Annotated in this window: 19 protein-coding genes; 17 read left to right on the top strand and 2 right to left on the bottom strand. The window is 62.7% G+C overall.

Annotated elements, in window-relative coordinates; genetic code table 11:
• Positions 1-274 precede the first annotated feature (274 nt).
• The 15 genes from AC1Q9F_RS24585 (at position 275) to AC1Q9F_RS24515 (ending at position 19,082) form a co-directional block, all read left to right on the top strand.
• Positions 275-1,627 (top strand): TolC family outer membrane protein, encoded by a 1,353-nt coding sequence (locus AC1Q9F_RS24585; RefSeq protein WP_007957732.1) that lies wholly within the window; start codon positions 275-277, stop codon positions 1,625-1,627.
• A gap of 33 nt (positions 1,628-1,660) precedes the next feature.
• Complete coding sequence (locus AC1Q9F_RS24580; protein ID WP_045121845.1) at positions 1,661-3,817, top strand: type I secretion system permease/ATPase; 2,157 nt, start codon at positions 1,661-1,663, stop codon at positions 3,815-3,817.
• The gene (locus AC1Q9F_RS24575) at positions 3,807-5,174 is read left to right on the top strand and encodes an HlyD family type I secretion periplasmic adaptor subunit (protein ID WP_011331851.1); all 1,368 of its coding nucleotides are present in this window, start codon (positions 3,807-3,809) and stop codon (positions 5,172-5,174) included. Before AC1Q9F_RS24580 ends, AC1Q9F_RS24575 begins: the two co-directional genes overlap by 11 nt.
• 287 nt (positions 5,175-5,461) lie before the next feature.
• The gene (locus AC1Q9F_RS24570; RefSeq protein ID WP_064382651.1) at positions 5,462-6,358 is read left to right on the top strand and encodes a TauD/TfdA dioxygenase family protein; all 897 of its coding nucleotides are present in this window, start codon (positions 5,462-5,464) and stop codon (positions 6,356-6,358) included.
• Positions 6,359-6,376: 18 nt separating this feature from the next.
• Positions 6,377-7,402 (top strand): ABC transporter substrate-binding protein, encoded by a 1,026-nt coding sequence (locus AC1Q9F_RS24565; protein ID WP_492621064.1) that lies wholly within the window; start codon positions 6,377-6,379, stop codon positions 7,400-7,402.
• Between the two features lie 5 nt (positions 7,403-7,407).
• On the top strand, positions 7,408-8,268 hold the full coding sequence (locus AC1Q9F_RS24560) for an ABC transporter ATP-binding protein (protein WP_492621065.1): 861 nt from the start codon (positions 7,408-7,410) through the stop codon (positions 8,266-8,268).
• A gap of 20 nt (positions 8,269-8,288) precedes the next feature.
• Positions 8,289-9,155, top strand: coding sequence for an ABC transporter permease (locus tag AC1Q9F_RS24555; RefSeq protein ID WP_085608535.1), 867 nt, complete (start codon positions 8,289-8,291; stop codon positions 9,153-9,155).
• A gap of 58 nt (positions 9,156-9,213) precedes the next feature.
• Entirely contained in the window at positions 9,214-10,131 is a 918-nt protein-coding gene (locus tag AC1Q9F_RS24550; protein ID WP_007957716.1) for a LysR family transcriptional regulator, read from the top strand.
• 102 nt (positions 10,132-10,233) lie between these two features.
• Positions 10,234-11,769, top strand: coding sequence for an MFS transporter (locus tag AC1Q9F_RS24545; RefSeq protein ID WP_492621066.1), 1,536 nt, complete (start codon positions 10,234-10,236; stop codon positions 11,767-11,769).
• An 18-nt stretch (positions 11,770-11,787) separates the two neighbouring features.
• Positions 11,788-12,858: an HlyD family secretion protein gene (locus AC1Q9F_RS24540; protein ID WP_492621067.1), complete on the top strand. Its 1,071-nt coding sequence runs from the start codon at positions 11,788-11,790 to the stop codon at positions 12,856-12,858.
• Positions 12,855-14,306, top strand: coding sequence for an efflux transporter outer membrane subunit (locus AC1Q9F_RS24535; protein WP_492621068.1), 1,452 nt, complete (start codon positions 12,855-12,857; stop codon positions 14,304-14,306). The genes AC1Q9F_RS24540 and AC1Q9F_RS24535 overlap by 4 nt, the downstream gene beginning before the upstream one ends.
• Before the next feature lie 83 nt (positions 14,307-14,389).
• Entirely contained in the window at positions 14,390-15,169 is a 780-nt protein-coding gene (locus AC1Q9F_RS24530; RefSeq protein WP_085608539.1) for an efflux RND transporter periplasmic adaptor subunit, read from the top strand.
• The gene (locus AC1Q9F_RS24525) at positions 15,166-16,485 is read left to right on the top strand and encodes an efflux RND transporter periplasmic adaptor subunit (RefSeq protein ID WP_492621069.1); all 1,320 of its coding nucleotides are present in this window, start codon (positions 15,166-15,168) and stop codon (positions 16,483-16,485) included. Before AC1Q9F_RS24530 ends, AC1Q9F_RS24525 begins: the two co-directional genes overlap by 4 nt.
• A complete protein-coding gene (locus AC1Q9F_RS24520; protein WP_492621070.1) occupies positions 16,486-18,582 on the top strand; it encodes a site-2 protease family protein in 2,097 nt (698 codons plus the stop codon).
• An 11-nt stretch (positions 18,583-18,593) separates the two neighbouring features.
• A complete protein-coding gene (locus AC1Q9F_RS24515; RefSeq protein ID WP_431768089.1) occupies positions 18,594-19,082 on the top strand; it encodes a GNAT family N-acetyltransferase in 489 nt (162 codons plus the stop codon).
• Between the two features lie 9 nt (positions 19,083-19,091).
• On the opposite strand, the gene AC1Q9F_RS24510 is transcribed toward AC1Q9F_RS24515, so the two are convergent.
• Together AC1Q9F_RS24510 and AC1Q9F_RS24505 are read right to left on the bottom strand one after the other, a co-directional pair.
• On the bottom strand, positions 19,092-19,403 hold the full coding sequence (locus tag AC1Q9F_RS24510; protein ID WP_007957696.1) for a DUF6916 family protein: 312 nt from the start codon (positions 19,401-19,403) through the stop codon (positions 19,092-19,094).
• Positions 19,404-19,459: 56 nt separating this feature from the next.
• A complete protein-coding gene (locus AC1Q9F_RS24505; protein WP_085608544.1) occupies positions 19,460-20,047 on the bottom strand; it encodes a phage tail protein in 588 nt (195 codons plus the stop codon).
• Positions 20,048-20,289: 242 nt separating this feature from the next.
• On the opposite strand from AC1Q9F_RS24505, the gene AC1Q9F_RS24500 reads away from it, so the two are divergent.
• Positions 20,290-21,885 (top strand): glycosyltransferase family 39 protein, encoded by a 1,596-nt coding sequence (locus tag AC1Q9F_RS24500; RefSeq protein WP_492621071.1) that lies wholly within the window; start codon positions 20,290-20,292, stop codon positions 21,883-21,885.
• Between the two features lie 137 nt (positions 21,886-22,022).
• Positions 22,023-22,868 (top strand): sulfotransferase family protein, encoded by an 846-nt coding sequence (locus AC1Q9F_RS24495; protein WP_492621072.1) that lies wholly within the window; start codon positions 22,023-22,025, stop codon positions 22,866-22,868.
• Positions 22,869-22,889 lie beyond the last annotated feature (21 nt).

Genomic DNA, 22,889 nt, shown 5'->3' with positions numbered 1-22,889 from the left:
AAAAGACGAAACAAAGTTGACGCTGCTATTCGTCAATATTTTGGCTAGATTCTTTCGCTATTAACTTTATGCCAAACTATTGACCTTCTGGGAGCCATCCTAAACAATCGCCCCGGTAATGTCACATTGATATTTATGCGGCGACCTGCCCTTCAGCGTGTGATCCAGTTCCGGTTTTAAACTTTCCGACATACGGTCATTCCGGTTGCCATCTTCCGACGCAGCTCGTCATTTTGCTGTGATTCAAGACAAGAAGTTCTGGGAAATCTTTACCATGCGTTCGCACCTGTTCAAGGCTCTACCCTTCGCTCTCGCCGCGTCTTTCGTACAAGCACAATCCTTACCAGAAGCCATGCAGCAGGCACTGGATGTCCATCCGGAAATCCAGGCAGGGGTCAACAGCCGACTGGCCGCGGATTATCAGTTAAAGGCTGCAAAAGGTGGATACCTGCCCAAGGTCGATCTGCTGGGCGGTTATGGCCGTGAAGGCACCGACAGCGTCACCACCCGTGCCGCCGGTGGCGGCAATCACTGGGAAACCCTGAACCGCAGCGAGTCAAGTTTGCGTCTGTCGCAAATGGTCTTCGACGGTTTTGCGACGTCCAGCGAAGTCGGGCGTCAACAAGCCACCGTCAACTCCCGCGCCTATTCCTTGCTGGGTACCTCCGAGCGCACCGCGCTGACCGTGGCCCAGGTTTACCTGGACGTGCTGACCCGTCGCGAATTCGTGCGCCTGGCCGAGGAAAACCTCAAGAGCCACCAGCGCATCTACGACCAGATCCAGCTGCGCACCCAGCGCGGCGTCGGCAGCGGTGCCGACCTCGATCAGGCCGAAGCGCGTATGGCCCAGGCCCGCAACAACCTGATCACCGAGCAGACCAACCTCGCCGACTCGGAAACCAACTTTCTCAGCGCCGTCGGCCAGATGCCCGATCAACTGGAGCGTCCGGCGCCGTTCATGGCGATGATGCCGGCCAACCTGAACGAAGCCCGCGCGCAGATGCTGGAAAACAGCCCGATCCTGCGCTCGGCCGAGTCCGACATCGCCGCTGCCGAGAAGCAGTACGAGACCGCCAAGTCGACCTTCTACCCGCGCTTCGACGCCGAGCTGGGCCGCACCGCCGACAACGACCTCGACGGCCAGAACGGTCACAACAACGAATGGCAGGCCATGTTGCGCATGCGCTTCAACCTGTATTCGGGCGGCAGCAACAAGGCGGACCTGGAATCCAAGTCGTACCTGTCGAACCAGGCGCTGGACATCCGCAACAACGCCTTGCGTCAATTGAATGAAGAACTGGGCCTGGCCTGGAACGCCCTGAACAACGCCAACGCTCAGGTGCCGATCGCTCAGCAGTACGTTGATCACAGCACCTCGGTGCGCACCGCTTACCAGCGCCAGTTCAGCCTCGGCGAACGAACCCTGCTGGATTTGCTCGACAGTGAAAACGAGCTGTTCACCGCTTCGCGTCGTCTGGCCGAGATCAAAAACATTCAGTTATTTACTCAGTACCGAATCAAGGCGACCATGGGCGAGTTACTCAAGAGCCAGGGAGTGGTCGCACCATTGGCATCCGTTGTGCAGAACGACGTGAAGCCCAAGGTTCAGCTGCCTGGGATGAATTGAGTTGTCCCTTTTCAACCGTTAAGAGTGCAGAGCGTGGAATCAGAAGTCAGTCGAGTTCATCTCAGTCATGATCCACGCGCGTTGCACGACGATCCGTTACTGGATGGTCTGCTCGCTCTTTGCATGCTCCACCAGAAACCCGCCAGCGCGGCGATGCTGACCACCGGCCTGCCGCTGCCCAAACAACGCCTGAGTGTCGAGCTGCTGCCCCGTGCGGCGGCGCGCGCCGGGCTGCAAGGGCGGGTGCTGCAACGCAAGCTGGAAGAAATTCCGGCGATTGCCATGCCGGCGCTGTTGCTGCTCAAGGACGGCCGCAGTGCCGTCCTGCTCGGCTGGCAGGGTGAGAACGAAGCGCGGGTGCTGCTTAGCGAAAGCGACGGCGGCGAGTCTCTGGTCAGTCGCGAGCTGCTGGCCGACGACTACACCGGCAAAGTGTTCTTCGCCCAGCCCCAGCACAAATTCGACGTCAACCACGGCACGCTGATCCCGCGTGCGCGCTCGTGGTTTCGCGACACCCTCAAGCGTTCGCGCTGGCTATATGCCGACGCCATCGCCGCCAGTTTCCTGATCAACATCATCGCCATGGCTGCGCCGCTGTTCGTGATGAACGTCTACGACCGCGTGGTGCCGAACCAGGCCGAAGCAACCCTGTGGGTGCTCGCGCTGGGCATCACCGGCGCCTATATGTTCGACCTGATCCTCAAGAGCCTGCGCAGCCTGTGCCTGGATCTGGCCGGCAAGAAAACCGACCTGATCATCTCCGCCACGCTGTTCGAACGCATCGTCGGCATGGCCATGAAATACCGCCCGGCGCGGGTCGGCAGCTTTGCCCAGAACATCCACGAGTTCCAGAGCCTGCGCGACTTCCTCGCCTCGCTGACCCTGACCAGCCTGATCGACCTGCCGTTCACCATCCTGATCTTCATTGTCATCGCGATTCTCGGCGGGCATCTGGTGTGGATTCCGGTGCTGGCCTTCCCGATTGCGCTGCTGATCGGCTACGCCTTGCAGAAACCGCTGGTGGCAACCATGGAACGCACCATGGCCCTCGGCGCCGAGCGTCAGTCGAGCCTGATCGAAACCCTCGCCGGCCTCGACGCGGTGAAGGTCAACAACGCCGAAAGCGAACGCCAATATCAGTGGGAACAGACCATCGGCACCCTCAGCCGCCTCGAGTTGCGGGTGAAAATGCTTTCCGGTCTGGCGATGAACATCACCCTGCTGATCCAGCAACTGGCCGGGGTGATCATGATCGTCTTCGGCGTGTACCAGATCATCGCCGGCAACCTGAGCATGGGCGGCCTGATCGCCTGCTACATGCTCAGTGGCCGCGCCCTCAGCCCGCTGGCGTCGCTGTCCGGTCTGCTGACCCGCTACCAGCAGGCGCGGGTGACCATGACCTCGGTCGATCAGATGATGGAGTTGCCGCAAGAGCGCAACTTCGAAGAACGCCCGTTGAGCCGCAAGGTTCTGCAAGGTGCGATCGAATGCCGCCAGCTCAACTTCACTTACCCGGAGCAACAGAACCCGGCGCTGAAGAACATCAACCTGGTGATCCGTCCCGGCGAGAAGATCGGCATCATCGGCCGCAGCGGTTCCGGCAAAAGCTCACTGGCGAAATTGCTGGTGGGCCTGTATCAGCCGGACGACGGTGCGTTGCTGGTGGATGGCGTCGACATCCGCCAGATCGACGTCAGCGAGCTGCGCTACAACATCGGTTACGTGCCGCAGGACATCCAGCTGCTGGCCGGCACCCTGCGCGACAACCTGGTTTCCGGCGCCCGTTACGTCGAGGATGAGTTGGTGCTGCAAGCGGCCGAACTGGCCGGCGTCCACGAATTCGCCCGCCTGCATCCACAGGGTTATGAACTGCAAGTCGGTGAGCGCGGACAGAACCTGTCCGGCGGCCAGCGCCAGAACGTCGCCCTGGCCCGGGCGCTGTTGCTCAATCCACCGATCCTGTTGCTCGACGAACCGACCAGCGCCATGGACAACACCGGCGAAGAACGCCTCAAGCAACGCCTCGCGGCGGTGGTGGAAAACAAGACCGTGGTGCTGGTGACGCACCGGGCATCGCTGCTGTCGCTGGTCGATCGCCTGCTGGTGGTCGACCGTGGACAGATCCTCGCCGACGGCCCGAAAGCGGCCGTCATGGAAGCGTTGAAGAAGGGGCAGATCAGTGTTGCTTAAGTCGGGTTTCAAGGATTCGATCCGCCGCTACTTCAAAGGCTCGGCATCGCTGCAGGGCCAGCCGCTGCCAGAGGTCAACAAAGCCTTGATCGAGGACGCGCCGCGCGTGGTGCGGCTGACGATCTGGGCGATCATCGGCTTTTTCGTGTTCCTGATGCTGTGGGCCAACTTCGCCGTCATCGACGAAGTAACCAAAGGCGACGGCAAGGCGATTCCCTCGTCGAAGATCCAGAAAATCCAGAACCTCGAGGGCGGTATCGTCTCCGAGCTGTTCGTCAAGGAAGGCCAGATCGTCGAGGCCGGCGCGCCGCTGGTTCGCCTGGATGACACGCGTTTTGCGTCCAACGTCGGTGAAACCGAGGCTGATCGCCTGTCGATGTTGCTGCGGGTCGAGCGCCTGAGCGCCGAGGTCGATGACCGGCCGCTGAATTTCCCCGAGGACGTGCTTAAAGCCGTGCCGGGTCAGGCGAAAAGTGAAGAATCGTTGTACATCAGTCGTCGTCAGCAATTGCACGACGAGGTCGGTGGTTTGCAGGAGCAGTTGATCCAGCGCCAGCAAGAGTTGCGGGAGTTCACCTCGAAGCAGGCGCAGTACCGCCAGCAACTAGGCCTGCAACGTCAGGAAATCAACATGTCCGAGCCGCTGGTGGCCCAGGGCGCGGTGTCGCCGGTGGAAGTGCTGCGACTCAAGCGTGCCGAAGTGGAAACCCGTGGTCAGCTCGACGCCACCACCCTGGCGATCCCGCGCGCTGAATCGGCGATCAAGGAAGTGCAGCGCAAGATTGACGAGACTCGCGGCAAGTTCCGCAGTGAAGCCCTGACTCAGCTCAACGAGGCGCGCACCGACCTGAACAAGGCCCAGGCCACCGGCAAGGCGCTGGAAGACCGGGTCAGCCGTACGCTCGTCACCTCGCCGGTGCGGGGCATCGTCAACAAGATGCTGGTTAACACCATCGGCGGCGTGATCCAGCCGGGCAGCGATTTGCTGGAAATCGTGCCGCTGGATGACACCCTGCTGGTCGAAGCGAAGATCCGCCCGCAGGACATTGCGTTCCTGCATCCGGGCCAGGAAGCCACGGTGAAATTCACCGCGTATGACTACACCATCTACGGTGGTCTGAAGGCCAAGCTGGAACAGATCGGCGCCGACACCATCACCGACGAAGACAAGAAAACCACCTACTACGTCATCAAGCTGCGCACCGAACGCAGCCATCTCGGCACTGACGAGAAGCCGTTGCTGATCATCCCGGGGATGGTGGCGTCGGTGGACATCATCACCGGCAAGAAAACCGTGCTGAGCTATTTGCTCAAGCCGATCATCCGCGCTCGCGCCGAGGCGTTGCACGAGCGGTAAATCTTCACGAACGCCTTCGCGGGATTCGCGGAGGCGTTCGTCGCACCAACACGTTCCGTCCAGAAGTGACACAAATGGTCACTCACCATCCAGTCCATTCCTAAGCAATCGCCATATCGTTATTCGTTAACAGTATTTAAATTCCGCTTCTTATAGCTATAAAGTCAGCCTCCTGCGTACCTGCCGACCAATCGGCGCGCCGCACGACACGAACCAACACGCAATCCAGCGTGAGTTTCTGATCGACGCGCGCGCCCTTGAGCGCGCCGTGCGTGGGAGATTGATTGATGTCCGCAGCTACTGCTACCCCAAGCGCCGCGACTGCCGCGCCGCAAACCTTCGAGATCCGCCCGTTCAGCGGTGCCGTCGGCGCCGAAATCATCGGCCTCGACCTGACCCGTCCGGTCAACGATGAAGACTTCGCCCGCATCCACCGCGCGCACCTTGATCACCATGTCGTGGTGTTCCGCGACCAGCGCATCACCCCGCAACAGCAGATCGATTTCAGCCGCCGCTTCGGCGTGTTGCAGATCCACGTGCTCAAGCAGTTCCTGCTGGCCAATCACCCGGAAATCCTCATCGTTTCCAACATCGTCGAGAACGGCCAGAACATCGGCCTCGGTGATGCCGGCAAGTTCTGGCACTCGGACCTTTCCTATAAAGAGCTGCCGAGCCTCGGCTCGATGCTGCACGCCCAAGAGCTGCCGTCCGAAGGCGGCGACACCCTGTTCGCCGACATGCACAAAGCCTGGGACAGCCTGCCCGACGCCCTGCGCAAAGCCGTCGAAGGCCGCTCGGCTGCGCATTCCTACACCGCGCGCTACAGCGAAACCAAATTCGAAGGCAACTGGCGCCCGACCCTGACCCCGGAGCAACTGGCTCAGGTCGCCGAGGTCGTGCACCCGGTGGTCCGCACCCATCCGGAAAACGGCCGCAAGGCGTTGTTCGTCAGCGAAGGCTTCACCACCCGCATCGTCGGCCTGCCGGAAGACGAGAGCAAACAACTGCTCGACGAGCTCTACGCCCACAGCGTGCTGCCGCAGAACATCTATCGCCATCAATGGCAGCCCCACGACCTGGTGTTCTGGGACAACCGCTCGCTGATCCACCTTGCCGCCGGCTGCCCTGCGCACCTGCGCCGCAAGCTGTATCGCACCACCATCCAGGGCGACGCGCCTTTCTGATTTGCCGGAGATCCGATCATGTCCAAACGTCTTCCATTCGCGCCGCTGGCAGCGGCCATCGGCCTCGGTTTCAGCCTGATCGCCGGCAACCTGGTGGCGCCGACCGTGGCTCACGCCGAAGGTGAAATCCGCATCGCCGAACAGTTCGGGATTGTCTATCTGTTGCTCAATGTGGTGCGCGATCAGGGTCTGATCGAGAAGTACGGCAAGCAGGAAGGGCTCGACATCAAGGTCGACTGGACCCAGCTGTCCGGCGGCGCGGCAGTCAACGATGCGCTGCTTTCCGGCTCCATCGACATTGCCGGTGCCGGCGTCGGGCCGCTGCTGACGATCTGGGATCGCACCCATGGCAAGCAGAACGTCAAAGCCGTGGCCTCGCTCGGCAACTTCCCGTACTACCTCGTCAGCAACAATCCCAAGGTCAAAACCATCGCTGATTTCACCGAGAAGGACCGCATTGCGGTGCCGGCGGTGGGCGTTTCGGTGCAGTCGCGCTTCCTGCAATACGCGGCGGCCAAACAGTGGGGCGACAAGGAATTCAATCGCCTCGACAAGTACACCATCGCCGTTCCGCACCCGGACGCCACCGCTGCCTTGATTGCCGGCGGCACCGAGCTGACCGGGCATTTCTCCAACCCGCCGTTCCAGGATCAGGCGCTGGAAAACCCGAACGTGCACGTGGTGCTCAACTCCTATGACGTGCTCGGCCCGAACTCGCCTACCGTGCTGTTCGCCACCGAGAAATTCCGCAACGAGAACCCGAAAACCTACAAGGCGTTCGTCGAAGCCCTGACCGAAGCCGCGCAATTTGCGCAGAACGATAAAGGCGCGGCGGCGGACACTTACATCCGCGTGACCAAGGCCAAGATCGACCGCGCCGCGTTGCTGAAAATCATCGACAACCCGCAGTTCGAATTCAGCGTCACGCCGAAAAACACTTACCCGCTCGCCGAATTCCTCTACCGCGTCGGCGCGATCAAGAACAAACCCGAATCGTGGAAGGACTACTTCTTCCAGGACGCCAAACCGCTGCAAGGGAGCTGATCGACATGAACGCCTCTTTGCAAGGCCACGCGGCCAGCAACCCGATCGCCACCGCGCAAGCGCTGTTGGCGGTCGACCAGGTCAGCCTCGAATACCGCACGCCGCAGCGCGTCGTGCGGGCCACCCACCAAGTCAGTTTCGAAGTCGATCAACAGGATCGCTTCGTGCTGCTCGGCCCGTCCGGCTGCGGTAAATCCACGTTGCTCAAAGCCGTCGCCGGGTTCATTGCGCCGTGCGAGGGCGAGATCCGTCTGCAGGGCCAGCGCGTCGACGCGCCGGGGCCGGACCGGATCGTGGTGTTTCAGGAGTTCGATCAACTGCCACCGTGGAAAACCGTCAAACAGAACGTGATGTTTCCGCTGTTGGCTTCGCGCACGTTGAAGAAAAAGGAAGCCGAAGAGCGTGCGCTTCACTATCTGGAGAAGGTCGGTCTGGCGGCATTTGCCGATGCCTATCCGCACACCTTGTCCGGCGGCATGAAAGCGCGGGTGGCGATCGCCCGGGCGCTGGCGATGCAGCCGAAAATCCTGCTGATGGACGAACCGTTCGCCGCGCTGGACGCCCTGACCCGGCGCAAGATGCAGGAGGAATTGCTGCTGCTCTGGGAGGAGGTGCGTTTCACCTTGCTGTTCGTCACCCACTCGATTGAAGAAGCGCTGGTGGTGGGCAATCGCATCCTGCTGCTGTCGCCGCATCCGGGCCGGGTGAGGGCGGAAGTGCACAGCCATCAATACGATCTGCACAGCCTTGGCGGCGTGGCATTTCAGGAGTCGGCACGGCGCATTCACCGTTTGCTGTTCGATGAAGGGCAGTCGCCGGAAACCGAGCGCGAACTGGATTTCACCGATATCCGCATCGCTTATTGAGCCGCCTGGAGGATTGCCCGATGAGCCATTCATCATCCGTACGTCAAGAATTCGAAAACGATCTGCAACCGCTGACCAGTGTCCCGGTGGAGCGCGAACTGCCGCTCGGCCAGCGCTTGTGGCAACAGGGCTGGCTGCGCAAAAGCGTGATTCTGATTTTGCTCGCCGTGCTCTGGGAAGTGGTTGCCCGGGTGCAGAACAACGACCTGCTGCTGCCGAGTTTCTTGCAGACCAGTCATGCGCTGTACGACGGCCTGCTCAGCGGCGAACTGCTGGGCAAGGTGTGGATTTCGCTGGTGGTGTTGCTCAAGGGCTATCTGATCGGCATCGTCCTGGCCTTCGCCCTGACCACGCTGGCGGTCTCGACCCAGTTCGGTCGGGATTTGCTGAGCACATTGACCTCGATGTTCAACCCGCTGCCGGCGATTGCGCTGTTGCCGCTGGCGTTGCTGTGGTTCGGGCTGGGCCAGAACAGCCTGATTTTCGTGCTGGTGCATTCGGTGCTGTGGGCGCTGGCGCTGAACACGTATGCCGGGTTTCTCGGGGTCTCGGAAACCTTGCGCATGGCCGGCCGGAACTACGGTTTGAAGGGCATGCGTTTCGTGCTGTTCATCCTGATTCCGGCGGCGCTGCCATCGATCCTCGCCGGTCTGAAAATCGGCTGGGCCTTCGCCTGGCGTACCCTGATCGCCGCCGAACTGGTGTTCGGCGCCACCAGTGGCAAGGGTGGTCTGGGCTGGTACATCTTCCAGAATCGCAACGAGCTGTACACCGACAAGGTGTTTGCCGGTCTGGCGGTGGTGATCCTCATCGGCTTGCTGGTGGAGAACCTGGTGTTCGACACGCTGGAGCGGGTGACGGTGAAACGCTGGGGGATGCAGCGGTGATTTTCTGATCTGCTAGCATTGCGTGCGAATCAATCCTGATCGGTCACGAGTGCTCAGCATGCAACTCCCGGACATGAACCTGTTGGTCGCCCTCGACGCCTTGCTCGACGAGGGCAGTGTGGTCGGCGCCGCGCGGCGGATGAACCTCAGTTCGGCGGCCATGAGCCGCACGCTGACGCGGATTCGCGAAGCCATTGGCGATCCGATTCTGGTGCGTGCCGGTCGCGGTCTGGTGCCGACGCCCAAGGCGCTGGAGTTGCGCGAGCAGGTTCGAGATGTGGTCGAGCAGGCGGCGCTGCTGTTTCGCTCGGCCGATGCGGTGGAACTGGGGACGTTGCGCCGGCGCTTCAGCATTCGCGCCAACGATTTTTTCGTCGGCGTGTACGGCGGCAAGCTGTTCGACACCCTCGATCAACTGGCGCCGCACTGTGAGTTGCGTTTCGTTCCCGAGGGCGACGGCGACGATGAAGCCTTGCGCGAAGGGCGGATCGACCTGAGTGTCAGCAACACCCGACCGGTGACCCCGGAAGTCAAAATACAGAACCTGTTTTCCACCCACTTCGTCGGCCTGGTGCGCGAGGATCATCCATTACTGGATGGCGAGATCACCGCCGAGCGCTATGCCGGGTTTTCCCATATCAGCATGTCCCGCCGGGGCATCGCCCGTGGGCCTATCGACACCGCGTTGAATGCGCTGGGCCTGGAGCGGCGAGTGGCCGTAATCGCGCCGAGTTTTCACGCCGCGATGTTCGCCCTGCCGGACTCAGACCTGATCCTGCCGGTGCCCAAGGAAGCGCTGCTCAGCGTCCGACGGCTGGGCTTGAAGCTGCGTTCGTTCGACCTGCCGATTCCGCTTCCGACCCTGATGCTGACCCAGGCCTGGCACCCGCGTTTCGACAAGGATCCGGCCCACCGCTGGCTGCGCGAAACCCTCAAGACCTGCTGCGACGAAACCTGGCTGGCAGCCCAGCCCTGACGATTGCGTTTGGCGCAACTATAAGCTGCCGACAAGTCAATTTTCGTCAGTCACAAGCCTGACTAAGATGCTCCGGTATTTTTCCCTCCGGAGTTTGCTTGCATGACATCCCTGACGGTCACGGCGCCGATTGCCGCTGCCGCTCCGATGGCCGCCGCGCCACCGGTGTTCGGGGCGCGGATCATCATCGGTCTGGTCGGCGTGCTGCTGGCGGTGCTGGTGTCGGGTCTCAACGAGATGGTGACCAAGGTCGCCCTGGCCGACATTCGCGGCGCCCTGAGCATCGGCTACGACGAAGGCACCTGGCTGGTCGCCAGCTACACCGCGACCTCGGTGGCGGCCATGGCATTCGCGCCGTGGTGCTCGGTAACCTTTTCCCTGCGTCGCTTCACCCTGTGCGCCATCGGCGTGTTCACCCTGCTCGGGGTGCTCTGCCCGTTCGCCCCGAACTACGAAAGCCTGTTGCTGATGCGCATCCTGCAAGGTCTGGCCGGCGGCGCGCTACCACCGATGCTGATGACCGTAGCGCTGAGATTCCTGCCAGCCAACATCAAGCTTTACGGTCTGGCCGGTTACGCCCTGACCGCCACCTTCGGCCCAGGTCTCGGGACGCCGCTGGCCGGGTTGTGGACTGAATACGTCGGCTGGCAGTGGACGTTCTGGCAAATCATCGTGCCGTGCCTGATCGCCATGGCTGCTGTTGCATACGGTTTGCCGCAGGATCCGCTGCGTCTGGAACGCCTCAAGTCGTTCAACTGGAAAGGCCTGCTGCTGGGCTTTCCGGCGATCTGCATGCTGGTGATCGGCCTGCTGCAGGGCAATCGGCTGGACTGGTTCGAGTCGAACCTGATCTGCGCTTTGCTCGGCGCCGGTTCGCTGTTGCTGGTGGCGTTTCTGATCAATGAATGGTCGCAGCCGATTCCGTTTTTCAAGTTGCAGATGCTCGGCATCCGCAACCTGTCGTTTGCGCTGATGACGTTGGCCGGGGTGCTGGTGGTGCTGCTGGCGGTGGTGCTGATTCCATCGAGTTATCTGGCTCAGGTGCAGGGTTACCGGCCGGTGCAGACCGCGCCGATCATGCTGCTCGCAGCATTGCCGCAACTGATCGCGCTGCCGTTGGTGGCGGCGCTGTGCAACCTGCGTTGGGTTGATTGTCGCTGGGTGCTCGGCATCGGCTTGAGCATGTTGACGCTGTCGTGTCTGGGCGGCTCACAACTGACCTCGGAATGGATTCGCGACGACTTCTATGTCCTGCAATGGCTGCAGATTTTCGGCCAGCCGATGGCGGTGTTGCCGTTGCTGATGCTGTCGACCGGCAGCATCCAGCCACAGGACGGGCCGTTCGCCTCGGCGTGGTTCAACACCGTGAAAGGCCTGGCGGCGGTGGTCGCCACCGGCGTGATCGAGGCGCTGACCACCGCGCGCCTGCATTTTCACTCGACGATGCTGGTCGATCGCCTCGGCAACTCGCCGCTGGCCGCCAGCAACGACCCCGGCCTCGCCCATCGCCTGCACGAACAGGCGGTGGTGCTGACTTCTTCGGATCTTTATCTGTGCATGGCTGGCGTCGCGGTGGCGCTGATCCTGCTGATTTTCTGGCTGCCGACGCGGATCTTTCCGCCGCGCGCGCCGACCTGACTGAAATAGAAGGTTCTTATGACGACTCAAGCAAAGCAAAAACTCGCGGTGGCTGTGGCCGCTGCGTTGGCGGTCGGTGTGCTGGTGTATCTGGCGATGCCCGGTCTGTTCGGCAAGCGTACTCAGCAGAACACCAACGACGCCTTTGTCTCCGCCGACTTCACCCTGGTGGTGCCGCGTGTGGCCGGGTTCATCAAAGAGGTGCTGGTGGAAGACAACCAGCAGGTCAAGGCCGGGCAGTTGCTGGCGCTGATCGATGACCGCGACCTGCGCGCTGCCGCTGAGGCCGCCGATGCGCAAACCCTGGTCGCCCGCGCGCAGTTGCAGAACGCCAAGGCCACCCTGGAGCGCCAGACCTCGGTGATCGCACAGGCGCAGGCGTCGGTGGTTTCGGCCAAGGCCGAAATGGCTTTCGCCCAGCAGGAATTGAACCGCTATAACCACCTCGCAGGCGTAGGTGCCGGCACCGTGCAGAACGCGCAACAGGCGCGCACCCGGATCGATCAGGCGACTGCGCGGCTGGACACGGCCACGGCAAAACTGGCAGCGGAACGTAAGCAGGTCGAGATTCTGACGGCGCAACGCGATGCCGCCGAGGGCAGTTTGAAACACGCTCAGGCCGCGCTGGAAATCGCCAGTTTCGAGCTGTCCTACACGCGCATCACCGCGCCCCAGGACGGCATGATCGGCGAGCGCGCCGTGCGTGTCGGCGCCTATGTGACGCCGGGCAGCAAACTGCTGGCGGTGGTGCCGCTGAAGCAGGCCTATGTGGTCGCCAACTTTCAGGAAACCCAGCTCACCGACGTGCAGCCGGGGCAGGACGTTGTCGTGCGGGTCGACAGCCTCGGCGGCGAAGCCCTCACCGGCCGCGTCGAGAGCATCGCTCCGGCTACCGGCGTGACCTTTGCGGCGGTCAAACCGGACAACGCCACCGGCAACTTCACCAAAGTCGTGCAGCGGATTCCGGTGAAGGTTTTGCTGGACCCGGGCCAGCCGCTGGCCGAACGCTTGCGGGTGGGGATGTCGGTAGAGGCGAGCATTGATACCCAAAGCTCGGCGACGTCGGTGCGTGAGGTGACACAGCGATGAAGCGCTTTCAGTCCATGACGGTTGTCCTGAGTCTGTCGGCGTTGGCGGCCTGCACCGTCGGCCCGGACTTCCAGAAACCCGAAGCCACCCAGATTGCCGAGTGGGCAAAACCGTCGAAAACCGCCGTCAGCCAGGCCGTCAGCGAACCCTTGAACGAGCGCTGGTGGGAAGTCTTTAACGACGCGCAACTCTCGGCCCTGACCCAGCGCGCCTTGCGCAGCAACCTTGACCTGCAACTGGCTAGCAGCCGCCTGCAACAAAGCCGCGCCGCCCGTCAGGTGATCACCGCCGACCGTTATCCAACGACCGCCGCCACCGGTAGCTACGCCCGCAAACGCAACAGCGGCGAAGGCCTGAACGATCCGTCCGGGCACAATGGCGATTCCGCCTTCAACCTGTGGGACGCTGGTTTCTCCGCCTCCTGGGAACTGGACTTCTGGGGCCGTGTGCGCCGGGAGACCGAAGCCGCCGACGCCAATCTCGAAGTCGCGGAAAACGACCGTCGCGGCGTATTGCTGGCGGTGCTCGCGGACACCGCGCAGAACTACATCCAGCTGCGCGGCGTGCAGAACACCCGCGCCGTCACCGAGCAAAACCTCGATGTGGCGCGGCACAGCCTGAAACTCTCGCAACTGCGCCTCAACGATGGTGTGGCCACTGATCTCGACGTCGCCGAAGCAGCCGCGCAAGTGGCGGCCATCGAATCGCGATTGCCGGCGCTTGAGCAACGTCAGGCGCAACTGATCAACGCCATCAGCCTGTTGATGGGCGAACCACCGCAGGCCCTGACCAAAGAGTTATCCACAGATGCTCCGGTGCCACAGTCGCCACTTACAGTCGCCATCGGTCTGCCGTCGCAGCTGGCAGAACGTCGCCCGGACATCCGCCAGGCCGAAGCCCGGTTGCATGCCGCTACCGCCAACATCGGCGTGGCCAAGGGCGATTTCTATCCGCGTATTACCCTGTCCGGCAACCTCGGCTCGCAAGCCATGCAGCTCAGTGATTTCGGCTCCTGGGGCTCACGCGCCTTCGGCATCGGCCCGCAATTCAGCCTGCCGCTGTTCGACGGCGGCCGCTTACGCGGTGTGCTGCAACTGCGCGAGGCCCAGCAACAGGAAGCGGCCATCGGTTATCAACAGACCGTCCTGCGCGCCTGGCACGAAATCGACGACCAACTGACCGCCTACAACGCCAGCCAGCGCCGCCGCGACAGCCTCGCCGAAGCCGTACGCCAGAACCAGATCGCCCTGCGCACCGCGCAACAGCAATACGTCGAAGGCGTGGCCGACTTCGTCAACGTCCTCACCGTGCAAGGCGCACTGCTCGCCACCCAGGAACAATGGGTGGAAAGCTCCACCGGCGTTTCACTGGCGATGGTCGGCTTGTACCGGGCGCTGGGTGGGGGATGGGAGTCGGTCTATCCGGTGGGGGAGATGGCGCAGCGTTGATTCTCACACCCGAATGATGGCCTTTCGCTTGACGCTAATCGCCGCTGTCGTAGACTCCGAGCATCCGTCAGGGAGTAACGGTTATGCGGCGTTTTCGTGGTTGGGTTGTCGGATTGACCTTTGTAACGTGTGCAGTTCAGGCTCAAACGCCCGCGCCAGACGATCCGCTGCTGGATAACGGCGGGGCTGCGAATGCGTCGGCCAGCAGTGAAGCGCGTGGTGTGTTGCGGGCGCGGGATCAGGCGACGCTGGCCAGTGAGTTGTCGGGGCGGATTGTCGAGTTGCCGTTCAGCGAGGGCGAGTCGTTCAAGAAGGGCGATACGCTGGCGCGTTTCGACTGTTCGGCCTATCAGGCCCAGTTGAATGCCGCGCAAGCCGCCAGCCGTGGCGCCGGTGAAGAACTGGCGCACAACCGGCAACTGGCAGCGCTCAATTCCGTCGGACGTTTCGAAGTGGCCCGGGCCGAAGCCAAGGTCAGCGAAACGCAGGCGCAATCTCAGGTTTATCAAGTTCAGGTCAAACGCTGCAGCGTGGTCGCGCCGTTCGACGGGCAAGTGGTCGAGCGTAAGGTGCAGCGTTATGAAAGCGTGCCGGCCGGTGCGCCGCTGCTCGATGTGGTCGACAACCGCACCCTGGAAATCCATCTGCTGGTGCCGTCGCGCTGGATGGCCAGGCTCAAGCCCGGTCAGTCGTTCAGCTTCGTGCCCGATGAAACCGGTCAGGCCATCGACGCCACGGTCAAACGCCTCGGTGCGCGGATCGACGAAGGCAGCCAGACCCTGTTGCTGGTCGCCACACTCCCCGAAGCCAAAGGCTTGCTCGCCGGCATGAGCGGCACCGCGCGTTTTCCGGAGCTTAAGTGAACGCCCCGGTGAGCGGCGCCGCCGAGCAGGTGTTCGCGCGGTTTCTCGATCTCGAACGGCAGACCCGCGCCGCCAATGACATTTCGCAACTAGCCTACAGCCTGGTCAATGACGGCCAGTCGCTGTTCGGTTTTCGCCATGCGGCTTTGCTGATCGCCGGCAAGGTGCAGGCGGTGACCGGGGTCAGTGCGGTGGAACCGAATGCGCCGTTCGTGGCGTTCGTCGAGCAGGCCGTGGCGCAGTTGTTCAAGCAGGATGTGCTGAAACAGGCGCGGGTGATCACGCCGGAAATGGTCGGCGAATCGATCCAGGCCGATTGGCGCAGTCTGTCGGCCATGCAAGTGTTTTGGCTGCCGCTGATTGACCGTCAGGGTCAGGTGTTCGGCGGTTTGTGGCTGGCCCGTGATCTGCCGTGGAATCCTTCCGAACAAGTGCTGCTGTCGCAGCTGGGCGACACCTACAGTCATGCCTGGCTGGCGTTGCAGCCGCGCAAGCCATGGCGGCTGCGCTGGACCCGCAAACGTCAGGTGGCGCTGGTCGCCGTGTTGTTGCTCGGGCTGTTGATCCCGGTGCGCCAGTCGGTGCTGGCGCCCGCCGAAGTGGTGCCTCAGGGCGGGCGGGTTGTCGCCGCACCACTGGACGGGGTGATCGCCGAGTTTCTGGTCAAACCCAACCAGAGCGTGAAAACCGGCGACCTGTTGCTGCGTTTTGAAAGCACGACGCTGAAGGCTCAGGCCGATGTCGCCGAGCGTGCGCTCGGGGTCGCCGAAGCGGAACTCAAAGCCAACTCCCAGCGCTCGTTCGTTGATGCTGAATCCAGCTCCCGGGTCGACCTGCTGGCCGCCCGCGCCGAACAGAAACGCGCCGAACGCGACTACGCCCGCGAACTGCTCAACCGCAGCGAAGTGCGCGCCGAGCGTGACGGTATTGCGGTATTTGCCGATGCCGAGCGCTGGACCGGCAAACCGGTGCAGACCGGCGAACGGCTGATGGAAATCGCCGACCCGAGCCAGGCCGAACTGCGTATCGAACTGGCCGTGGGCGATGCGATTTCGCTGGAGCCGGGTGCCGAAGTCGCGCTGTTTCTCGACAGCGACCCGCTGCAACGCCATCTCGCCACCCTCGAACGTTCGGCCTATGAGGCGCAGCCCACCGCCGGCGGCCAATTGGCCTATCGGCTGGACGCCAATTTCGCCGACGCCCCGCCGCGCATCGGCCTGCGCGGCACCGCAAAAATTTTCGGCGACCGTGCGCCGCTGGCCTTGTACCTGCTGCGGCGTCCGCTCGCCGGGCTGCGCCAGAGCGTAGGCCTGTAAATGACCCTGCCGATCCTGCGTGCCGACCTGCAATTGTCGCCCGCGGCGCCGGCATTGGACGGTTCGCCGCGCTGGACGTTGGCCGACCCGGTGCGCGGGCGCTACTTCAAACTCGGCGCGGCGGCGATGCGCCTGTTGCGCCACTGGTCGCTGGGCGATCCCGAACAAGTGCTGCGCGCCGCCAATCGTGAACCGGGTTTGCCCCTCGACGGCAACGAGCTGGCGCAACTGCTGGAGTTCCTGCGCGGCCACGACCTGATCAGCGCCCTCGACGAGCAACAGCGCGCCAGTTATCGGCTCAAGGCCCTCGTACAACGCCAGAGCCTGTGGAAAGTCCTGCTGCATCAATACCTGTTCTTTCGCATTCCACTGTGGCGCCCGGACGCTTTTCTCAACCGTGCCTGGCCGTGGCTGGAGCGTTTCGGTCCGAGGGTTTTGCGCTACGGTCTGCCGGCGACGCTGGCGCTCGGGGTGTTTCTGGTGTCGCGGGACTGGCAGCGGTTCGTCGGCACCTTTCCGCATCTGTTCAGCCTGGGCGGCGCGATCGCGTTCGGCATCGCGCTGTTCTTCGCCAAGCTCTGTCACGAGTTCGGTCATGCGTTCATGGCCAAGCGCGCCGGGTGTCGGGTGCAAAGCATGGGCGTGGCGTTCATGGTCTTGCTGCCGATGTTCTACACCGATGTCAGCGATGCCTGGCGGGTCAATGACCGACGTGCGCGGCTGCTGATCGGTGCCGGTGGGGTGCTGGCGGAATTGCTGCTGGCGAGCCTTGCGCTGCTGGTCTGGTCGTTCCTGCCGGACGGCCCCGGTCGCACGGCGGCGTTCATGCTCGCCAGCGCGACGTGGATCACCACGCTGGTGGTCAATCTCAACCCCTTCATGCGCTTCGATGGCTACTTTCTGCTCAGCGACTTATGGGAAGTCGACAATTTGCAGGGGCGTGCCTTTGCCCTGTGTCGCTGGCGGTTGCGGGAGTTTCTGTTCGGCTATGGCGCGCCCGCGCCGGAGCCTTGGTCGCCGACGATGCAACGGCGTTTGCTGATTTGGGGGTATGGCTCGTGGTTATGGCGTGCGGCGTTGTTTTTCGGGATCGCGCTGGCGGTCTATCACCTGTTCTTCAAGGTGTTGGGGATCTTCCTGATGCTGGTGGAACTGGTGTGGTTCATCTTTCTGCCGATCATGAGTGAGTGGCGCCAGTGGTGGAGCCGCCGCGAACAGGCTCACGGCCCTCGGGTGTTGCTCAGCAGTCTGGCGGTACTCGGCCTGTTGCTGGTGCTGATCGTGCCGTGGCGCAGCTCGGTGGAATTGCCGACGATGCTCGAGGGCGGTCGCGCCAGTGCCTTGCACGCACCGACGGCGGCGCGGGTCAAAGCCGTGAAGGTGGAGGATGGTCAGACCGTGGCTCAGGGCGATGTGCTGATCGAACTGGAATCACCGGACCTCGACTCGCGGCAGGCCATCGTCCGTCGGGAAATCCGCATCCAGCAATTGCTGATGCGTCGTCAGGCCGGTCGCAGTGAAACCGCTGCCGACGCCGGCATCGTCGAGCAACGCCTTGCCGAAGCGGTGGCGGAATACCGTGGCCTGACTGCTCAACGTGAACGCCTGCTGTTGCGCGCACCCCACGTCGGCACCGTGCGTGACCTGCTGCCGAACCTGACCCCGGGTCGCTGGCTGTCGAGCAAGGATGCGCTGGCGCGGGTGGTCGAGGACGGCACGCGACTGCGCGGTTACCTGGTCGAAGCCGAACTGTGGCGGGTCAAACCCGGCGCCACCGGGCGATTTATCGCCGACGACCCGATGCATGCTGCCATCGCGGTGCAACTCAATGAAATCGATACCAACGGTGTGGCCTATGTCGATCAGGAGGCGCTGACTTCCGATCACCACGGGCCGATTGCCGTGCGCCGCGATCAGCAGCAACGGGCGGAACCGGTGCAAGCGCAATACGGCGTGCGTTTGACTACGCTGGATCAGGCACCGACCCCGGTGCAGCCGTTGCGCGGCGTAGTGGTGTTGCAGGGCAGCGGCGAGTCGGTGCTCGGCGTGGCCTGGCGCCGGATGGCGGCGCTGGGGGTCAGGGAAAGCGGTTTCTAGGGAGCATGAAGATGACGGAAAATCTGGCGGCGGACGGATTGGTGGTACGGCCTTCGCGGGCGACTGACGGACCCTTTCTGCAAAGCCTGTATCAATCGGCGCGGCCGGATCTGCAATGGATCGACGGCGAGCAGGAACAGGTGCAGCAAATCGTTGCCCAGCAATTTCAGGTGCAGGAGCAGGGCATGGGTGAAAACCATCCGAATGCCATGCACTACATTGTGGAAAAACTCGGCACGGCCATCGGCGCACTCAGCACCGATTTCGGCGTCAATGAAATTCGCGTGTTGTACCTCGCCTTCATTCCCCAGGCCCGGGGCAAAGGTTACGGGCGAACCGTGCTGCAAGGCGTGCAAAAAGCCGCGCAACAAGTGCGCTGCCCGGTGGCGACGGTGGTCTGGGCCAACAACCCCCATGCGCGCCAGCATTACCTGGCGCTGGGGTTTGCCGTGGAAGAGCGCAATCCGGCGGCGGAGCGGTTGGTGTGGTACCCGCAGTGAGGCGGGATGTCAGTTGAAGGAAATGCAGAAATAACCCAGTTGCGGATCCCGCCCCATCGCCGGCACCCGCGACACGAAAATGTCCTCCACCCGGCCGAGTTCCGGCAGCTCCAGCGCGCATAACCCGTCGACGAACCCGGTCGGCACCAGGCTGTTGAATTCGAGGCAGAAGGGCATGCGTTCGCTGTAGCGGGTTTTCGCCGCGGGGACCTCATCAAGGTGCTCGATCCGGATCGGCAATGCCGTGCCATCGGGCAGGTGCAGCGTGCGTTGTTGTCCGAGCAACGGCTGGACGTGTTGAATCTGAACCGCTTGCAGCATGGTCTGACTCCAGTGAAAAAAGAACGGCCGGGGGCCGTGAAGCCCCCGGCGTTTGCTCAGTTGCGGGACGGGAACAGGCCATTCAGGGCAACGCTGAAGTTGAGGACCAGGGCCGGGTTCAAGACTTGCAGTGGCTGACTGCCGCCGGTGGAGGAAATGTCCCCGGTGACGGTGGTGGTCACACCCTTGAGCGGCACCGGTGTGGCGCCTTGGGCGTCGGAGTAAATGTTCGCCGAACCAGGGCCGCCGCCGGACGCGCCGAGGTACGAGTTGGTGGCGGTGGGCACGGTCGCCGGATTGCTGGCGGGTACGGCCAGCGACAAGGCCGTGTTGGCGGTGAGGCCGGTCATCGCGTGAGTGTGGTTGGGCATGTTGGCGATGGTGGCGGTGACGCTTTCGGTGCCGTACACCTGACCGATGACGCGCGGTGTCAGGCCCAGTCCGGTGCCTTGTGCGACGGGCACGCGACCTTGCAGGTTGGGCAGTTGAAAGTTGGTGGTGCCATTGCCGCCGTAGTAAGTGCCCAGCAAGGCGAACAGCGCCTGGTATTGCGAGATGCCCAGGATTTGCCCGTTGCACAAGGCCCAGCCACTCGGGGCGAAGTTGAAGGCGAACGGTTGAATCGTACCCATAAAGACTTCCATGGTTCCTCATCCTTCTGTTGTGTGGTCGGCGCGCCGCGCGGTCGCCCTTGTTGTCGGGCCGGTCGAAACGTTTTGCTGACTCCTTCCTTTTGCGCGGGCAGGTCACGCCAAGCCGTAGCGTAGACCCGGATCGACGGACTTGCCGGACGTCGTCACGGCCGCGCGTCGACTTCGGCGCTGGCCTACAGTGTTCGCAGTCAATGACGCAAATCGTGTTCGCAAAAAACGCTGAGGGGAGGTTGATGGAGGTCCTTCGCGAGACGCCGCTGGGGGATACCCAGGACCCGTTCGCCGCACCGAATGCCGGTGTCCGGCGCCTGTTGCGCTGGGCGCGCGAGCACTGGTTGATACCGATCCTGCTGCTGGCCACGGTGGTGCGTTTTTATGACCTGACGGCTGCGGCGATCTGGGGCGATGAAGGTTCGAGCCTGCTGCTGGCGCGCTATTCGCTGGGCGGGATCTGGACGCACGCCGCGTTCGACGTGCACCCGCCGCTGTACTTCATGTTGCTGCACGGCTGGATCGGCGTGTTCGGTGACGGCCTCCTGGCCATTCGCAGTTTCAGTGCGCTGGCCGGCATCGCCACGGTCGGGCTCGGCGTGAGCCTGGTCGACCGGCTGGCCACCCGCCGCGCCGCAATCATCGCCGGGGTGTTGCTGGCGCTACTGCCGACGGCGGTGCGCTACAGCCAGGAAGTGCGCATGTATGCGTTGCTTGGCTTGCTGCTGATCGGCGCGACGCTGGTGCTGGTCAAGTGGATCAGGCGCCCGCAGCGTCACCGCTATCTGTTGATCTATGCGCTGCTGATGACGGCGGCGTTGTACACCCACTATTTCGCCGTGCTGGCGGCCCTGAGCCATTGGCTGTATCTGGGGCTGATCCGCCTGTTGCCGGGTTATCGCCTGAAGCATCTCCAGCGCAAGGACTGGTGGCTGGCCAATCTGGCCATCGTCGTGCTCTACCTGCCGTGGTTACCGAACCTGATTGACCTGCTGCAACACATGGACGCGCTCAAGGCCGGCGGCGATGTGGGCTGGGAAGATCCGGTGACCCTGTCTTCGCTGCCGTCGATGATCTGGCTGTGGCTGATCCAGGATGAGGGCGAGCAGCTTCCGTTGCTGCTGTTCGGCGGTGTGCCGCTGGCCTTGCTGGTGCTGGCGGGTTTCGCCGTCGCCCGGGATCGCAGCGTGAACCATGGCAGCGTGCTGCTGGCGGTCTACACCGGCGTGCCGTTGTTGCTGGTGTTCGCCGTGTCCTTTGTCACGCCGGTGTTCATCGAGCGTTACCTGACTGCCTATGCGCTGGGGCTGCCGATGCTGGCGGCGCTGGCCATCGACCGGCTCTACACCAGCGTGCGTGTGCTGGCGGTGGCGGTGCTGCTGTCGCTGGTCGGGGTCGAGATGATCGGGGTGAACAACAACGCCACGGTCGACCGCAACGACCAGTTCAACGTCATGGTCGATTACGTCAACCGCCACTTCGCGAGCGGCGACCGGATCGTCACCAGCGACATGCTCTGGTACCTCAGTTACGTCTATTACAACCGCACGGACGCGCAAGTCCGGCTGTTTACGCCGGCCACCGCCGAGGGGCGCTCGACCCGTCCGAACCACTACGGCTTCGGCACGCTGGTGTCCGATGGGGTTTACCTGGATCGGCTGAGCGAGCTGCCGCAGGGCAGCTCACGGGTCTGGTTGATCGGTGATCTGGATGCGGAGGTGCCGGACCCGTTCCTGCCCTTGCCTGCGAACTGGCAGCTACGGGATCAGGTGCAGGCGGGTGGGGCGAAAGCGCGACTTTTTTCGTTGCAGGCGCCCAATGGAGCGGGAGAAAAGTGACTTAAACGCTTCACCATTTAATTCGCGATAAAGGAGATTCTTTTAAGTCCGTTTTGCTCTTTATTGATATCAAAACACTACTAGTCGAAAGGGTATTGTTGGACTACGCTCGTCGGACAAAAGGACTTACAAATACGGTGAAGGGATTGCAGCAGTTCCACTTTATCTCCGGCTTGCCGCGCTCAGGTTCTACCCTCCTTTCTGCGATTCTCCTGCAGAACCCGCGTTTTCATGCCGGCATGACCAGTCCGGTCGGTGCGCTGTTCTCAGGTGTCCTTGAACAATGCAGCGCCGGCAGCGAATTCGGCGCGGTGATCGACACCGACATGCGCCGCCGCCTGTTGCGCGGCCTGTTCGATTCCTACTACGCCGACAAGGCCGACAAACCCGTGGTGTTCGACACCAACCGCCAGTGGTCTGCGCGACTGCCGGCCATCAATGACCTGTTCCCGCAAGCCAAGGTCATCGCCTGTGTACGCAACGTCGCCTGGGTGATGGATAGCCTCGAGCGGCTGTACCGCGCCAATCCTTTCGAAAACACCAAACTGTTCGGCGATGCGGTCGAGCGCAACACCGTCTACAGCCGCTGCGAGACTTTGGCTCAGCGCAACCGTCTGGTGGGTTTTGCCTGGGCGGCGCTCAAGGAAGCCTATTACGGCGAGCACGCCGATTCGCTGCTGATCATCGATTACGACTTGCTGAGCCAGGCGCCTGAGCGGGTATTGCGGCTGGTTTACGAGTTTATCGGCGAGCCTTGGTTCGAACACGATTTCGATAACCTGGCCTATGACGCGCCAGAGTTCGACCAGGCCTTGGGCGTGACCGGTCTGCACAAGGTCAAACCCAAGGTCGCTCTTGAGTCGCGGCGCACGATCCTGCCGCCGGACCTGTTCAAGCAATACGCCGATCTGTCCTTCTGGCTCGATGGCTCAGCCAGCGCTGCCAATGTCATTCGTATGAAGTCCGACGCCGCAATCAGCTGATCGCGGCGTTTTTCATTGATG

The sequence above is a fragment of the Pseudomonas sp. GW823-FHT04A03 genome, assembly GCF_058796615.1.
The sequence above is the reverse complement of the archived record's forward strand: the minus strand, read 5'-3'. Positions and strand labels throughout refer to the sequence as shown.

What these genes read in the sequence shown, in the direction of transcription:
- AC1Q9F_RS24585 (WP_007957732.1), top strand. Translation starts at nt 275, where the DNA reads ATGCGTTCGCACCTGTTCAAGGCTCTACCCTTCGCTCTCGCCGCGTCT.
- AC1Q9F_RS24570 (WP_064382651.1), top strand. Translation starts at nt 5,462, where the DNA reads ATGTCCGCAGCTACTGCTACCCCAAGCGCCGCGACTGCCGCGCCGCAA.
- AC1Q9F_RS24565 (WP_492621064.1), top strand. Translation starts at nt 6,377, where the DNA reads ATGTCCAAACGTCTTCCATTCGCGCCGCTGGCAGCGGCCATCGGCCTC.
- AC1Q9F_RS24560 (WP_492621065.1), top strand. Translation starts at nt 7,408, where the DNA reads ATGAACGCCTCTTTGCAAGGCCACGCGGCCAGCAACCCGATCGCCACC.
- AC1Q9F_RS24555 (WP_085608535.1), top strand. Translation starts at nt 8,289, where the DNA reads ATGAGCCATTCATCATCCGTACGTCAAGAATTCGAAAACGATCTGCAA.
- AC1Q9F_RS24550 (WP_007957716.1), top strand. Translation starts at nt 9,214, where the DNA reads ATGCAACTCCCGGACATGAACCTGTTGGTCGCCCTCGACGCCTTGCTC.
- AC1Q9F_RS24545 (WP_492621066.1), top strand. Translation starts at nt 10,234, where the DNA reads ATGACATCCCTGACGGTCACGGCGCCGATTGCCGCTGCCGCTCCGATG.
- AC1Q9F_RS24540 (WP_492621067.1), top strand. Translation starts at nt 11,788, where the DNA reads ATGACGACTCAAGCAAAGCAAAAACTCGCGGTGGCTGTGGCCGCTGCG.
- AC1Q9F_RS24535 (WP_492621068.1), top strand. Translation starts at nt 12,855, where the DNA reads ATGAAGCGCTTTCAGTCCATGACGGTTGTCCTGAGTCTGTCGGCGTTG.
- AC1Q9F_RS24530 (WP_085608539.1), top strand. Translation starts at nt 14,390, where the DNA reads ATGCGGCGTTTTCGTGGTTGGGTTGTCGGATTGACCTTTGTAACGTGT.
- AC1Q9F_RS24520 (WP_492621070.1), top strand. Translation starts at nt 16,486, where the DNA reads ATGACCCTGCCGATCCTGCGTGCCGACCTGCAATTGTCGCCCGCGGCG.
- AC1Q9F_RS24515 (WP_431768089.1), top strand. Translation starts at nt 18,594, where the DNA reads ATGACGGAAAATCTGGCGGCGGACGGATTGGTGGTACGGCCTTCGCGG.
- AC1Q9F_RS24510 (WP_007957696.1), bottom strand. Translation starts at nt 19,403, where the DNA reads ATGCTGCAAGCGGTTCAGATTCAACACGTCCAGCCGTTGCTCGGACAA.
- AC1Q9F_RS24505 (WP_085608544.1), bottom strand. Translation starts at nt 20,047, where the DNA reads ATGGAAGTCTTTATGGGTACGATTCAACCGTTCGCCTTCAACTTCGCC.
- AC1Q9F_RS24500 (WP_492621071.1), top strand. Translation starts at nt 20,290, where the DNA reads ATGGAGGTCCTTCGCGAGACGCCGCTGGGGGATACCCAGGACCCGTTC.